Genomic DNA, 13,887 nt, shown 5'->3' with positions numbered 1-13,887 from the left:
AGCGTCCATCAAGGACGCTTTTCCTTTGGCGCGGGCCGCATCGGCGATGCGGGCGCACAGCGCTGCCGCTACTTGCGGCTGCCGCCCAGCAGGACGGCGATCTGGCGCTTGGGCGCGGACGAATTGCCACCCTGGCGCGGCGCGTCGGGCTCTTCTGCCGGGGCCGACGACGTCGACGGCTCGTAGGGCTTGAGGAAGAAATCGTCCACCGGCTGGCGCGACGATCCGCCGCTCGAACGGCGTTCCGACGAACGGCCACGCTCGCGGCCGCCTTCGCGCGGCGATGCGGCGCGCTCTTCGCGGCGGCCATGGCCATGATGGCTGCGCGCGACCAGGTCGGCGGGCAGTTCCAGCGTGCCGCGCGGCACTTCGCGCTTGATCAGCTTTTCGATGTCGAGCAGGAAACGCTCTTCGTCGCCCGTGAACAGGGCGATGGCTTCACCGGTGGCGCCGGCGCGGCCGGTACGGCCGATACGGTGCACGTAGTCTTCGGCGTTGTACGGCAGGTCGTAGTTGATGACGCAAGGCACGCCGGCCACGTCCAGGCCGCGCGCGGCCACGTCGGTGGCGACCAGCACTTCCAGTTCGCCGGCCTTGAAGGCTTCGAGCGCCTTCATGCGGTCGGCCTGGGTCTTGTCGCCGTGGATCGATTCGGCCTTGACGCCGTCACGCTCGAGCTCGCGCGCCAGGCGCGCGGTGCCGATCTTGGTGTTCGAGAACACGATGACCTGCTTCAGGCCGCGCGACTTCACCAGGTGCACCACCGCCGCGCGCTTCTGGTCGCCCGACATCTTGTAGGCGATCTGCGTGATGGTGTTGGCAGTGGCGTTGCGCGCCGCGACTTCGATTTCGACCGGGTGGTTCAGGTACGAACGGCCGAGCTTGCGGATTTCGTTGCTGAAGGTGGCCGAGAACAGCAGGCCCTGACGCTGCGCGGGCAGCAGGCGGATGATGCGTTCCAGGTCGGGCAGGAAGCCCATGTCGAGCATGCGGTCGGCTTCGTCCAGCACCAGGATGCCGACCTGGCTCAGGTTCACGTTCTTCTGCTCGACGTGGTCGAGCAGGCGGCCGGGCGTGGCCACCAGCACTTCGCAGCCACGGCGCAGCGCTTCTTTCTGCGGACCGATATCGACACCACCGAACACCACCGCGGAACGCAGCGGCGTCTGCTTGCTGTAGCGCTTGACGCTTTCGTAGACCTGGTCGGCCAGCTCGCGCGTGGGCGTCAGGATCAGCGCGCGCACCGGGTGCCGCGCGGGCGAGGCGCTGGTGTTGGCCAGCGGCATCAGGCGATGCAGGATGGGCAGCGTGAAGGCCGCCGTCTTGCCGGTGCCGGTCTGGGCCGCGCCCATGACGTCGCGCCCTTCGACCACGACGGGAATGGCTTGCGCCTGGATCGGGGTGGGCGTGGTGTAGCCGGTTTCGGCGATCGACTGCAACAGCAGGGGATGCAGCCCGAAGTCGGAGAACGTGGGCGTAGGCGCGGGCGCTTCGGCGGTGGGTGCTGCGGATTGAGTGGATTCAGTCATCAGGGTTTGGCAGATACCGGGACCAGTGGAAAAGAACAAAACGAGAGTGCTGCGAGCACTGCACGACATATGCATCGGGACAACCGGAACGCGCGCCACGCTCGCGCGGCCACGTGCAAACCACCCCGAGGCACAAGCGCGTCGCGGGCAATCAGCACCCTGCCTTGCAGGCCAGGTGGCGCATTCTGGTTTCGATACTTATGAGGGCAGTACCAGGCCCGGATTGCTGTGGATAACTTAATTTTAGCGCAGCCGGACGCCGGGGCGGTCAAGCCAGTGCCTGGGGGCGACTCCTTTGGCCTGGCGGAAGCTCTTGCTGAAATGGCTCAGGTTGGCGAATCCGGCGGCCAGCGCGGCGTCCGCGACGCTGTAACCGGCCTCCAGCATGGACGCCGCGGCCTCCAGCCGGACGGACTTCAGATAGGCATGGACCGAACGGCCGGCCACCTGGCGAAAGCCCGCCTTGAGCTTCTTTTCGCTCAGGCCGACCTCGCGCGCCAGCCGCGATACCGTCCATTCCTCGCCGTAGCGGACCTCTATCAGGCGCCGCGCCTGCCCCAGCTGGCGCCGTTCGCGCGGCGCCACCGGGGGCTCGCCAGCCGCGTCGCTCATGGTTTCCAGCACGATGGCCAGGGCTTCGAGCGCCTTGGCGCGCATGTACAGGCGGCGCGCGGTGTTGTTCTCATGGAGGCAATCCAGCACGTCGCCGGCCAGCCGCAGCAGGCCGGGCGGCGCGGGAAAGCCGGCCATGAGCGACCCCATGGCCGGCACGCTGTGATCCAGCACGAAGGCGCCGCGCAACGCGGCCAACGGCCTGCCGCCGGCGCGCAACAGCCCGGCGGGTGAATAACGGATGTCCACCAGGCGGACATTCTGCCCGCCCGCCATCTGGAAACGGCCCCGCGCGCCGCGTTCGCCGGTCTGCACCACGGCCATGCCGGGTCCGACCACCAAGGGTGCCCCGCCCTCGATCGACATGCGCGCATGGCCGTCCAGGAAAACGGCGATGCAGAACATCGGCGGACCCTCGGCATCGACGTCGAGCCCGACGGCGGGGGCGCCGTTCCAGGCGGTCAGGGTCAGGTCCTCGTCGAACGCTTCCTGGCGCGACAGGGCGATCCATTCGCTCGGTATCGACACCGCGGGCAACAGCGGGTGGCCGGAACGGACGGACGATCCGGCGGAGGTACGCGTCATGGCGGCAATGGCGGAATCCAAATTTAGGCCCCGATTTGAACAACGGCAGCACTGAAAACGTCAGCGCGGCGCTCATCAAACAACAATAATTCTCATTAATAATTCTACCGAAAGCCCGGGCCGACAACATGACGACAGCGTTCCCTTTCCGACACACCGCCCTGGCGGCCGCCCTGTGCGCCTTCGCGGCGCCCGCCGCGGCACAGTCCGTCAGCGAGCTGGCCCCCATCACGGTCACCGCCAGCAAGCAGGAACAGTCGCTGCGCGATCTCAACGGCGCCGCGATCGTCGTGCCGGCCGAGGCCCTGCAGGCCGCCCAGGTCGACAACACCATGCAGTTGTCGCGCGTGCTGCCCGGCGTGCAGATGTCCAGCAGCGGCTCGCTCCTGTATCCCATCATCTCGGTGCGCGGCATCACGTCCGCGCAGGACTTCTACAACCCCGCCCTGACGGTCTACGTTGACGGCGTGCCGCAATTGCCGACCTTCACCTCGCAGTTGCTGACCGACGTCGGCCGCGTCGAGCTGCTGAAAGGCCCGCAGGGCACGCTCTACGGCAAGAGCGCCATGGGCGGCGTCCTCAACATCGTGTCGCGGCAGCCGGGCGACGATCCCTACTTCCGCGCCAGCGCCGGCGTGGCCAGCCGCGACGGCTACCTGTTCAAGGCCAGCGGCGGCGGGCCGCTGGTCGACAACCTGCTGTACGGCTCGGTCACCGTCGTGACGAACGACGCGCCCGGCCGGCTGGACAACCCCGCCACCGGCGCCAGCCGCGTCGGCGGCGCCTCGGCCAATGCGGGCGCCGCGCGCCTGCGCCTGGCGCCCGCCGGCAGCCCCTGGGAACTGGGCCTGGCCATCAGCGGCGAATGCACCCGCGCCAGCCAGGACGCCTACGTCCCGTTCGACGATCTCCAAGCCAGCCACGCGTACACCGCGCCGGGCATGCCGGCGTCGCTGGCGGATTTCTACCAGAAGCGCTGCGGCAACAGCCAGGCGCTGACCGGCCGCTACGATTTCGACGGCTGGCGCCTGAACGCGGTGGCGGCCTGGCAGGCCCTGCACTACGACCGCCACTACCCCATCGGCCCCAGCTACACCAGCCAGCCCGAGCGCTGGCGCCAGCAGGTGCAGGAGCTGCGCCTGTCCACCACCGGCCAGCGCGCCGTCGACGGCGTGCTGGGTCTGTATCGCCAGCGCGTCACCCAATCGCGGGCGGTGTTCAACCAGATGCAGGGGCCGATGCCGCTGGACACGCTCCAGGTCGACTCGCGCAACACCAGTGAATCGCTCGCCGCCTATGCCGACGCCACCTGGCATGCCACCGACGCGCTCGACCTGTCGGCCGGCCTGCGCTATTCCCGCGACAAGGCCGCCACGCGCTATGACGGCCAGGCGCTGGATTTCGCCACCTTCGGCCAGGCGCCGTTCGGCGGTTCGGGCTCCAGCGCGGGCAACAGCGTGCTGGGCAAACTGTCGGCCGGCTACCGGCTGTCGCCCGAGTGGCGCGTGTATGCCAACGCCGCGCAGGGCTACAAGCCGGGCGGCTACAACCTGGCGCCGTCCAATCCCAGCGACGCCCGCCCCTACGGCAAGGAAAAAGGCATGAGCTACGAGGTCGGCACGCGCTATGACGGCGACACGCTGCGCCTGGGCGCCGCCGTCTACCGCACCGACATCCGCGACGCGCAGCTCTATGTCGGCGGACTGGGGCAGCAACACCTGCAGAACGTCGGCAACACCCGCGCCACGGGCGTCGAGTTCGACCTGGGCTGGGACGTCTCCGCGCAGTGGACGCTGGGCCTGGACGGCTTCGTCAACCACACCACGTTCCGCAGCTTCGGCGACGCCTCCGCCTGCCAGGGCTGCGACGGCAACCGGGTGCCGTTCTCGCCGGGCTATGGCCTGACCGCCAGCGCCCGCGGCCACTTCGACACCGGCATCGGGCGGCTGTCGCCGACCTTGGCCGTGCGGCGCATCGGCGCGCAGTTCTTCGACATCGCCAACACGCTGCGCCAGGACGCCTACACGCTGGTAGACCTCAGCCTGGCCTGGCGCATCCGGCCGCAGGTCGAGGCCACGCTGTATGCCAACAACCTCACCGACAAGCGCTACCGCACCTTCGCCTTCGCTGGCGGACCGATGGGCAACTTCGCCCAGGTCGATCCGGGCCGGACGGTCGGCCTGAACGTCGCCTTCGAATACTAGGATCGGCTTCATGCGCCCAGATGTGCCCGCGCGCCTGCCCACGGCGCAGGTGATCGCCGCCATCGGCGGCATCTGCATGGCCCAAAGCCTGGTGAGCGGCATCGCCTTCCAGGGCGTGCCCGCCTTGCTGCGCGACAGCGGCGCGCCGCTGGACCAGATCGGCCTGGCCTACCTGGCGTTCCTGCCCTGGGCGCTCAAGTTCCTGTGGGCGCCCTGGATCGAACGCTACCGGCTGCCCGCGGGCCATGCCGAGCGGCGCACCCGCCGCATCGTGCTGCCCGGGCAATGGTTGCTGGCCGCGCTGCTATTCCTGCTGGCGGGCCTGGGCCAGCCCGCCATGCCCGTGCTGCTGGCCATTCTGAGCCTGATCTCGTTGACCGCGGCCACGGTGGACATCGCCGGCGACGCGTTCGCCGTCGAACAGCTGGCGGAGAACCGACGCGGCTGGGGCAACGCCACCCAGGTCGGCTCCAGCTATCTGGGCATGTTCCTGGGCGCCGGATTGTTCGTCATCCTGGCAGGCAGCTACGGCTGGCGCGTGGCGGCGGCCGCCATGGGCGGACTGGTCCTGCTGTTGACGCTGCCATTCGCCCTGGTGCGCGAGCCGGCGCGCGCGGCCCAACCGTCCGCGCACCGCCCCAGCCTGGCGCATGCGCTGGGCCGCCCCGACGTGCGCCTGGGCCTGGTCATCACGATCGTGTTCCAGGCCGGCTCCCGGCTGGCCTATGGCATGACGCCCCTGCTGCTGCTCGATCGCGGTGTGCCGCTGGCGTCGGTGGGCTGGATCAATGGCGCCGGCGCGGTCGTGGCGGGCCTGGCCGGCACCCTGCTCGGCGCCTTGATCCTGCAGCGCCTCGCGGCGGCGCGGGCGGTGGTCGTGGCCTTGGCCCTGCAGACCATGGCGCTGGTCCTCTTCCTGGCCGCCGTGTTGGCGTCATCCTGGCTGCCGCACGCCGGCCCGCATTGGCTGGTGGCGCTGGCGTTGCTGAAAGCGGCGACGGCGGCCACCGGCTTCGTGGCCTTGTACGCCTTCCTCATGGGCCGGGCCTCGCCAGCGCAGGCCGGCGTCGACTTCACCCTGTTCCAGTGCGCCGACGCCATGATCGCCACGATCGGCGGCGTGGCCGCCGGCTGGCTGGCGCAGCACTGGGGCTATGACGTCTGCTTCGGCGCCGCGGCGGCCTTCGGCGCTGCCGGGTTGCTCGCCCTTCCTATCCTGATGCGGCACCTGGCGCCGCCCTTTCCCCCGGAGAATGAACATGTCTGAACGCACCGCGGTCATCGCCGGCGCCGGCGTTGCCGGGCTGGCCTGCGCCTGGTGGCTGACGCGGCACGGCTGGCGCGCCGTCATCGCGGAACGCGCCGCGCACCTGCGCGATGGCGGCTACATGATGGGCCTGTCCGGCCCGGGCCTGCTGACCGCGCGCCGCATGGACCTGGTACCGGCGCTGCGCGCCGTGGAACGCGAGATCGGCGAAAACATCTACCGCGACCGCCGGGGCCGCGAAGTCATGCGGATCCGCTATCGCGAACTGCTGAAGGAACTGGACTGGATCACCTTGCGCCGCACGGACCTGGTGCAGGTCCTGCATGGCGCGGTGCGCGACCACGCCGAGATCCGGCTGGCGACCACGGTCGCCCACTGCGCCCAGGACCCGGATGGCGTGGACATCACGCTGTCGGACGGCAGCCAGTTGCGGGCCGACCTCCTGATCGGGGCGGACGGCGTGCGCTCGGCATTGCGCGCCCAGGTGTTCGGCGCCGACGATCCCCCGCTGTCCGCGCTGGGCTATCGCTACGCCGCCTACGACACCGAGGACGACACCGGCATGGCGCGGGACTTCGTGTCCTACGCGGCACCCGGCCACCAGGTGGAATACCACGGGCTCGGCGGCGGCCGCAAGGCGGCCCTGCATGTGTGGCGCAGCCATGAGCACGGCTGGGTCGAGGCGCCGCAACGGCTTGGCCTGCTGCGCGAACTGTCCCGCGACACGCACGCGGAAGTCGGCCGGCAGCTGGCCATGCTGGCGCAGGACACCCCCATCGTCATGGACGACCTGGCGCTGGTCGAACTGCCCTGTTGGCATCGGGGCCGCATCCTGCTGGCGGGCGACGCCGCACATAGCCTGTCCCTCATTTCTGGGCAGGGCGCGGGGATGGCATTGGCTGGCGCCTACGTGCTGGCCCAGGAACTGGGCAGGCTGCCGCTAGAACAGGCGCTGGCGGCCCACGAGCGGCGGTTGCGGCCGGTGATCGACAGCCTGCAGCAGCGCAGCCGCAAGCTGGCGCCCGTCTATGTCCCGGAATCGGCATTCGCCTTCGGCCTGCGCAACACGGCCTTGCGGCTGCTGCCCAGGCTGATCCTGAAGCGCTATTTCCTCAGTGGGCTGAAGTCCGAAATGGAAGCCGCCGCCGCGCTGGGCTGACGGGCCTCAACCCGCCAGCCAGCGCAGGCCCCACAGCATCAGCATGCCGACCACGATGACCAGCACCGCGCTGCGGGTGCGCAGGAAGACCAGGATGGCGACGATGCCGGCCACCAGCTTGTAGTCGAAGATGGGGCCCAGCCCCGCCTTCCAGGGCGGCAGGTCGGGCACCACGATGGCGGTGAGCGCGGCGGCCGGCGCGTAGCGCAGGGCGCGCCGCACGCCGTCGGGCAGCGGAATGTAGTCGCCGAACAGCATGAAGCCGGCGCGCGTCAGCACGCTGCACAGCGCCAGCAGCAGGATGGCGGAATAGACGTAGATCTCGGAGGGCCAGAGGGTCATGCGCGCGCCTTGAAGAAGCGTTCGGCCCACATGCCGGCCACCACGCCGGCGATGACCGCCGCCGCCAGGCCCAGCCGCAGCGGCAGCACCTGGCCGGTCCAGGCGACCACGCCGGCGGCCAGCATCGAGACCAGCATGGGCTTGGAATTGGCCAGCGGCACCGTGATCGCCAGCAGCGCCAGCACCGCCGCGAAATCCAGCGACCAGGCGGCCGGCACCATGGTGCCCAGGTAGATCCCCACGATCGACGACGCCTGCCAGACGAACCAGCCCGGGGCGATGGTGCCGATGAAGTACCAGAGCTGCTCGCGGGTGCCGCGCTCGGCCGCGTCACCGAAACGCGGCATGAACAGCACGAAGCCCATGTCGGTGGTGAAGTAGCCCAGGCCCAGGCGCTTGGGCCAGGACAGGTGGCGGAAATAGGGTTGCAACGCCGCGCCGAAGATCAGGAAGCGCAGGTTGACCACGCAGCCGGCGGCGAAGATCAACCACAGCGGCGCGCCGGTGGCGATCAGCGGCAGGGACGTGAGCTGGGCCGATCCGGCGTACAGCAGCAGGGTCATGGCCAGCGCCATGGATTCGGTCAGGCCCGACTTGACCATGGCCACGCCGGTCACCAGCCCCCAGGTCGCGGTGGCGATCAGGGCCGGCACGATGGCATGCACGCCGGCGCGGAAGGCGGCGACGCGCTCCTGGCGGACCTCCCGGGGGTCTTCGGTTTCGGGAAACGCTGACTCAGAGGACAACGGCGAGCCCCTGGGGATTCAGACAGAACGACATGGACACTCTGTGGGGAAGGAACCGCACGACAAGCTGCTAGCCTGCCGGGCCCGCGGACGCCAGCAGGCACCGCGCCGGTGCACGAATGGAGCGCTATTGTAACCTCGTCGCTTGATACAATACGGCCCTCAGGTTTAGTGAGGGAGCAAACCATGTCGATGGCTGACCGCGATGGCTTCATCTGGTATGACGGCAAGCTCGTGCCCTGGCGCGACGCGACCACGCACGTGCTGACGCACTCCCTGCACTATGGCCTGTCGGTATTCGAGGGCGTGCGCGCCTATCGCTCCGAGATCGGCACCGCCATCTTCCGCCTCGAAGACCACACCAACCGCCTGTTCAATTCGGCGCACATCTACCAGATCCCCATGCCGTTCGATCGCGACACGATCAACGAAGCCCAGCGGATGGTGGTGCGCGAGAACCAGCTCGAATCCGGCTACCTGCGCCCGCTGGTGTTCTACGGCCCCGAAAAGATGGGCGTGTCGCCCAAGGGCGCCAAGGTGCACGTGGCGATCGCCGCCTGGCCCTGGGGCGCCTATTTGGGCGAAGAAGCCTTGTCGCAGGGCATCCGGGTCAAGGTGTCGTCGTTCGCCCGCCAGCACGTCAACGTGACCATGCCGCGCGCCAAGGTCGCCACCACCTACGCCAACTCGATCCTGGCCAACACCGAGGCCCTGCAGGACGGCTACGACGAGGCCCTGCTGCTGGACACCGAGGGGTTCGTGGCCGAAGGCTCCGGCGAGAACCTATTCCTGGTCAAGGACGGCGTGCTGTGCGAACCCGAGATCGCCTCCGCCCTGACCGGCATCACCCGCTCGACCATCCACGCCCTGGCGGCCGATTTCGGCCTGCGCGTGGTGACCAAGCGGCTGACCCGCGACGACGTCTACATCGCCGACGAGGCCTTCTTCACCGGCACCGCCGCCGAAGTCACGCCGATCCGCGAGGTCGACAACCGCCAGATCGGCTCGGGCCGCCGCGGCCCCATCACCGAGAAGCTGCAGAAAGCGTTTTTTGACATGGTGAATGGCCGCAACCCGAAGTACCATCACTGGCTGAGCAAAGTCTGATCCACGCCGCCCTGCCCGGCAGGGCGGCATTACTGCCCCAACCTACCGATTTACCGGTATTTTTTATTCAGGAAATTCCATGACCGCCGCTGCCCCGGCCGCCGCCCCCCACGAAGTCATCGAAGTCGGCGCCGAAGACCTGCCCGTGTTCTGTCCGGGTCCCAAGGCCCCGCTGTGGAGCATGCACCCGCGCGTCTTCCTGGACGTCGCCCGCAACGGCTCGGCGCGCTGCGCCTACTGCGGCGCCGAGTACAAGCTCAAGCCCGGCACCGTGCTGCACGGTCACCACTGAGACCCGCCGCCCAACAGCCATCCGTCCCGCCATCATGTTCGCCACGCCCGAAGAAGCAGAACACGCGTTCTACGAAGCCCTTGAGCAGGGGGACACCGTCCGCCTGATGCAAGTGTGGGCGGACGACGAGGAAGTCGTCTGCATCCACCCGGGAGGCCTGCGCATCGTCGGCCACTCGGCCGTGCACGAGTCCTGGCAGCACGTGCTGGCGAACGGACCGCTGCACATCCGGCCATTGCGCCCGCTGGTCATGCTGAGCATGATGTGCGCGGTGCACGTGCTGGTCGAGCAGGTCGCGGTGCGCACGCGGGAAGGCACGCAGTTCGCCAACTGCTACGCCACCAACATCTATCACAAGGGTCCCACGGGCTGGCGCATGGTCATGCATCACGCCTCGTCGGCGCCCACCGAAGCCGGGGTGCTCGACTTGCACGACGTGCCCGACATGCTGCACTGATCCGGGTCGACTTTGGCTGCTGCACGTTTCGACACAACGCCCTGCCCTGTTCCCTCCTGGCTGCCCGGAGGCGATGCCCAGACGGTGTACGCCGCGCTGTTCGCGCAGTACCACCGCATCGCCTTCGTGCGCGACCGGGTCGAGACGCCCGATACCGATTTCGTCGATTTCGACTGGACCGGGCCGGGGCTGTTCCCGCACAAGGCGGCCGACGGCGCGCCCGTGAGCGGCCAGCAGCCCGTGGCCAACGGCAAGACCGCCGCCGCGCGCTGGATGACCGACGCCGACTGGAAGTCGCTGCCGCAGACCGCCGACACGCCGGCGCTGCTGCTGTTCCACGGCCTGGAGGGCGGCAGCACCAGCCGCTACGCGCAATCCATCGCGCATCATTTCCGGGCGCGCGGCTGGATCGTGGTCATCGCGCACTTCCGCGGCTGCTCCGGCGTGCCCAACCGCCTGGCGCGGGCCTATTACTCGGGCGATTCGGCCGAGGTCGGATTCCTGCTCAACACGGTGCGCAACCGCATTCCACACGCGCGCTGGCACGCCGTGGGCGTGTCGCTGGGCGGCAATGCACTGCTGAAATACCTGGGCGAGCACCAGGAAGACACCGGCTGGCTGACGGCCTGCGCGGGCGTCTCGGTGCCGCTGGACCTCGTGGCCTGCGGCAAGACGTTGTCCACCGGGTTCTTCAACCGCAAGGTGTACACGGGCCACTTCCTCAAGACCCTCAAGCACAAGGTGCTGGAGAAGGCCCACCGCTACCCCGGCGCCATCGACGTGATGCGCATCGCCCACGCGCGCGACCTGCGCGACTTCGACGACGCCTACACCGCGCCGATGCATGGATTCCGCAATGCGCTCGACTACTGGACGCGGGCGTCCAGCAAGCCGTGGCTGCCGCGCATCTCGGTGCCGACGCTGGTGCTGAACGCGCTGAACGATCCGTTCATCCCGGCCAGCGCGCTGCCCAAGCCGGACGAGTGCTCGCCCACCATCCTGCTGCACCAGCCCACCGATGGCGGCCATGCGGGCTTTCCGACCGGCGCCTTTCCGGCCCACCTGGGCTGGCTGCCGCAACGGCTGGGCCGCTTCTTCGAGACCGGGCTGTAGGCGCCGGGCGGCGCCCGCGGCGTCAGCCCGACTTGAAGCGTTCCAGCAGCTGGCGTTCCTCGGCCAGCTTGTCCTTGACTTCCTTGATCTGCACGTCGATCTGCGATTGCTCGTAGAAATCGCTCGACATGCCGCGCGCCTGCTGCAGCTGCGATTCCGCCGCCGCGAAGGCGCCGGTCAGGACGTAATAGCGCGCCAGGTCGCGGCGCGCCTGCACCGGCTTGCCGGTGCGTTCTTCGCTGTGCGCCAGCATCTGGTAGAGGCTGGGCTCGTCGCTGCCCCACTGCTTGATCCTGCCCCGCAGGTAGTCCTGGGCCTCGGCGTGGCGGCCGTTGCTCTGCAAGGCCGCGGCGTAGGCGATGCCCAGCGCCCGCTGCTCCGGCCAGCGCTTGGTGGCGGCCTGCGCCAACTCCAGCGCGCGCCGGTTGTCCTTGCGCGCCAGGGCGATGTCGACGGCCAGCTTGGCCATCTGCGCCGAATCGCGCCCGTCGGCGGCGGCCAGGCCCAATTGCCGTTCGGCCTCGTCCAGGTTGTTGCGCTGGAACGCCTGCAACGCCAACCCGTAATAGGCGGCGGAGCGGCGCACGCCGGACAGGGCCTGGGCCTCGTCCTGCAGCTGCTGCGTGGCCGAACGCAGGCTGACCGCGTCACGGCCCTGCACCACGCGCATCTTGGCGCGCACGTACCAGAAGTCGTCGCTGTCGACGTGACGCGACGGCGGCAGCGAGCGCACGCGGTTCTGCACGTCGGACATGCGTTCGATCGACAACGGGTGGGTGCTGGCCCAGGAGCCGCCGCCCGCTCCTTCGTTCAGGCGCGAGGCATTCATCAGGCGCGAGAACATCTGCGCCATGCCCTGGGCGTCGTAGCCGGCCTTGGTCAGCATGGTGAAGCCGGCCCGGTCGGCCTCGCGTTCGGCATCGCGCGAAAAGCCCAGCTGGCGGTTGATGGCGGCGGCCTGGCCAAACGCGGCCACGCCCATCGCCAGGTTGCCGCCGCCGCCGGCCAGCGCCGCCAGCAGCGCGCCCGCCAGGCTCGCCAGCATGACCATGCTGTTCTGGCTCTGCTGCGTCATGCCGCGCGCGATGTGGCGCTGGACCACGTGGCCGATTTCGTGCGCCAGCACCGCCGCCAGTTCCGACTCGCTACCGGAGGAGACGATCAGCCCGGTATTGACGCCGATGAAACCGCCCGGCATGGCGAAGGCGTTGATCTCGGGATCGCGCACGCCGAACATCTCGACCTCGGGCACCGCGCCGGGCGCGAAGGCCGCCAGCTTGCGCCCCATGGTGGTGAGGTACTGGCTGAGTTCGGGATCATCGACATAGGTGGGGTCGCGGCGGCCCTGCGACATGATCGCCTCGCCCAGGCTGCGCTCCAGCATGGGCGAGAGCTCCGCCGAGGAAGCGGCGCCCATCGACGGCAGCCCCACGGGTTGGGCCCAGGCCGTGACCGGCAGGGCCGGCGCGACCAGCGCGACACAGAGTCCGACGACCGCGCCCCGCTGCGCAATCGAGCAAATGGATGGCATTTTTCTGCGATTCATGAACCTATGATAGCGATGCGCTTAAAATGTTTCACCGATTGCCCCTTATGAGGTTTCAATGCGCCCCGTCCGTAAAGCCGTTTTTCCTGTCGCGGGCATGGGTACGCGCTTCCTGCCCGCCACCAAGGCGATGCCCAAGGAAATGCTGCCCGTCGTCGACAAACCGCTGATCCAGTACGCCGTTGAAGAAGCCGTCGCCGCCGGCATCACCGACCTGATTTTCGTTACCGGCCGCAACAAGCGCGCCATCGAAGACCATTTCGATTCCGCTCCCGAGCTCGAATCCGATCTCGAAAGCAAGGGCAAGCATGAGCTTCTGGCAATGGTGCGGGGCATTCTACCTGCCCACGTCAATTGCCTCTATATCCGCCAGTCGGCCCCGCTGGGCCTGGGCCATGCCGTGCTGTCGGCCGCCCCGGCCGTGGGCGATGAGCCCTTCGCCGTGCTGCTGGCCGACGACCTGATCGACGCCGACACGCCGTCCATCAAGCAGCTGGTGGACGTGGCCGTGGCCCGCAGCGCCAGCGTGCTGGGCGTGCAGGACGTGCCGCGCGAAGACACGCGCAAGTACGGCATCGTCGCCGCCCAGGCGGACGACAGCCACGCCGACGGCCGCACCGAGCGCGTGACCCACATCGTGGAAAAGCCCGATCCGGCGGACGCGCCCTCGACGCTGGCGGTGGTCGGACGCTACGTGCTCGAAGCGGCGATCTTCGACCACCTGCGCTCGACCAAGCGCGGCGCGGGCAACGAAATCCAGCTGACCGACGGCATCGCCTCGCTGATGCGCGAGCGCGCGGTGTACGCCCACCGCTACGAAGGCACGCGCTACGACTGTGGCAACAAGGCCGGGATGTTCGAGGCGACGGTGGCGCTGGGCCGGAAGTACCACGGCCTGCTGCCGCAATAAGGCGGCTGGCGCCCCCTC

The 13,887-nt window shown here is 69.0% G+C and carries 13 protein-coding genes; 8 read left to right on the top strand and 5 right to left on the bottom strand.

Annotated features, from left to right (window positions below; translation table 11 throughout):
* Positions 1-68 precede the first annotated feature (68 nt).
* Both AOZ49_RS19950 and AOZ49_RS19945 read right to left on the bottom strand, forming a co-directional pair.
* Entirely contained in the window at positions 69-1,529 is a 1,461-nt protein-coding gene (locus tag AOZ49_RS19950; RefSeq protein ID WP_156330720.1) for a DEAD/DEAH box helicase, read from the bottom strand.
* 243 nt (positions 1,530-1,772) lie between these two features.
* On the bottom strand, positions 1,773-2,726 hold the full coding sequence (locus tag AOZ49_RS19945) for a helix-turn-helix transcriptional regulator (RefSeq protein WP_054477314.1): 954 nt from the start codon (positions 2,724-2,726) through the stop codon (positions 1,773-1,775).
* Between the two features lie 128 nt (positions 2,727-2,854).
* Here AOZ49_RS19945 and AOZ49_RS19940 point away from each other — a divergent pair, with 128 nt between their 5' ends.
* From AOZ49_RS19940 to AOZ49_RS19930, 3 genes are read left to right on the top strand one after another with little or no spacing between them, the layout of a single operon-like run.
* A complete protein-coding gene (locus AOZ49_RS19940) occupies positions 2,855-4,930 on the top strand; it encodes a TonB-dependent receptor (RefSeq protein ID WP_054477313.1) in 2,076 nt (691 codons plus the stop codon).
* Positions 4,931-4,940: 10 nt separating this feature from the next.
* A complete protein-coding gene (locus AOZ49_RS19935; RefSeq protein ID WP_054477311.1) occupies positions 4,941-6,197 on the top strand; it encodes an MFS transporter in 1,257 nt (418 codons plus the stop codon).
* Positions 6,190-7,356 (top strand): FAD-dependent monooxygenase, encoded by a 1,167-nt coding sequence (locus tag AOZ49_RS19930; RefSeq protein ID WP_054477309.1) that lies wholly within the window; start codon positions 6,190-6,192, stop codon positions 7,354-7,356. Before AOZ49_RS19935 ends, AOZ49_RS19930 begins: the two co-directional genes overlap by 8 nt.
* 6 nt (positions 7,357-7,362) lie before the next feature.
* Here the strand turns inward: AOZ49_RS19930 and AOZ49_RS19925 are convergent, their stop codons facing one another.
* Entirely contained in the window at positions 7,363-7,698 is a 336-nt protein-coding gene (locus AOZ49_RS19925; RefSeq protein WP_054477307.1) for an AzlD domain-containing protein, read from the bottom strand.
* On the bottom strand, positions 7,695-8,444 hold the full coding sequence (locus AOZ49_RS19920; RefSeq protein ID WP_054432915.1) for an AzlC family ABC transporter permease: 750 nt from the start codon (positions 8,442-8,444) through the stop codon (positions 7,695-7,697). Before AOZ49_RS19920 ends, AOZ49_RS19925 begins: the two co-directional genes overlap by 4 nt.
* Positions 8,445-8,630: 186 nt before the next feature.
* On the opposite strand from AOZ49_RS19920, the gene AOZ49_RS19915 reads away from it, so the two are divergent.
* From AOZ49_RS19915 to AOZ49_RS19900, 4 genes are all read left to right on the top strand, one after another.
* The gene (locus AOZ49_RS19915) at positions 8,631-9,551 is read left to right on the top strand and encodes a branched-chain amino acid transaminase (protein WP_054432913.1); all 921 of its coding nucleotides are present in this window, start codon (positions 8,631-8,633) and stop codon (positions 9,549-9,551) included.
* Between the two features lie 79 nt (positions 9,552-9,630).
* On the top strand, positions 9,631-9,843 hold the full coding sequence (locus tag AOZ49_RS19910; protein ID WP_054432911.1) for a zinc-finger domain-containing protein: 213 nt from the start codon (positions 9,631-9,633) through the stop codon (positions 9,841-9,843).
* A gap of 34 nt (positions 9,844-9,877) precedes the next feature.
* On the top strand, positions 9,878-10,300 hold the full coding sequence (locus AOZ49_RS19905; RefSeq protein WP_006393176.1) for a YybH family protein: 423 nt from the start codon (positions 9,878-9,880) through the stop codon (positions 10,298-10,300).
* A 12-nt stretch (positions 10,301-10,312) separates the two neighbouring features.
* Entirely contained in the window at positions 10,313-11,413 is a 1,101-nt protein-coding gene (locus tag AOZ49_RS19900; RefSeq protein WP_054432908.1) for a YheT family hydrolase, read from the top strand.
* Positions 11,414-11,435: 22 nt separating this feature from the next.
* Here the strand turns inward: AOZ49_RS19900 and AOZ49_RS19895 are convergent, their stop codons facing one another.
* Positions 11,436-12,944, bottom strand: a complete 1,509-nt coding sequence (locus AOZ49_RS19895; RefSeq protein ID WP_231690396.1) for a M48 family metalloprotease — start codon at positions 12,942-12,944, stop codon at positions 11,436-11,438.
* A 73-nt stretch (positions 12,945-13,017) separates the two neighbouring features.
* Here AOZ49_RS19895 and galU point away from each other — a divergent pair, with 73 nt between their 5' ends.
* On the top strand, positions 13,018-13,869 hold the full coding sequence (gene galU, locus AOZ49_RS19890; RefSeq protein ID WP_006393172.1) for a UTP--glucose-1-phosphate uridylyltransferase GalU: 852 nt from the start codon (positions 13,018-13,020) through the stop codon (positions 13,867-13,869).
* The last annotated feature ends 18 nt before the right edge of the window (positions 13,870-13,887 follow it).

The organism is Achromobacter sp. 2789STDY5608615 (assembly GCF_001298995.1).
Classification (GTDB): Bacteria; Pseudomonadota; Gammaproteobacteria; order Burkholderiales; family Burkholderiaceae_B; genus Achromobacter; species Achromobacter insuavis.
This window is presented reverse-complemented; position numbering and strand designations above follow the sequence as displayed.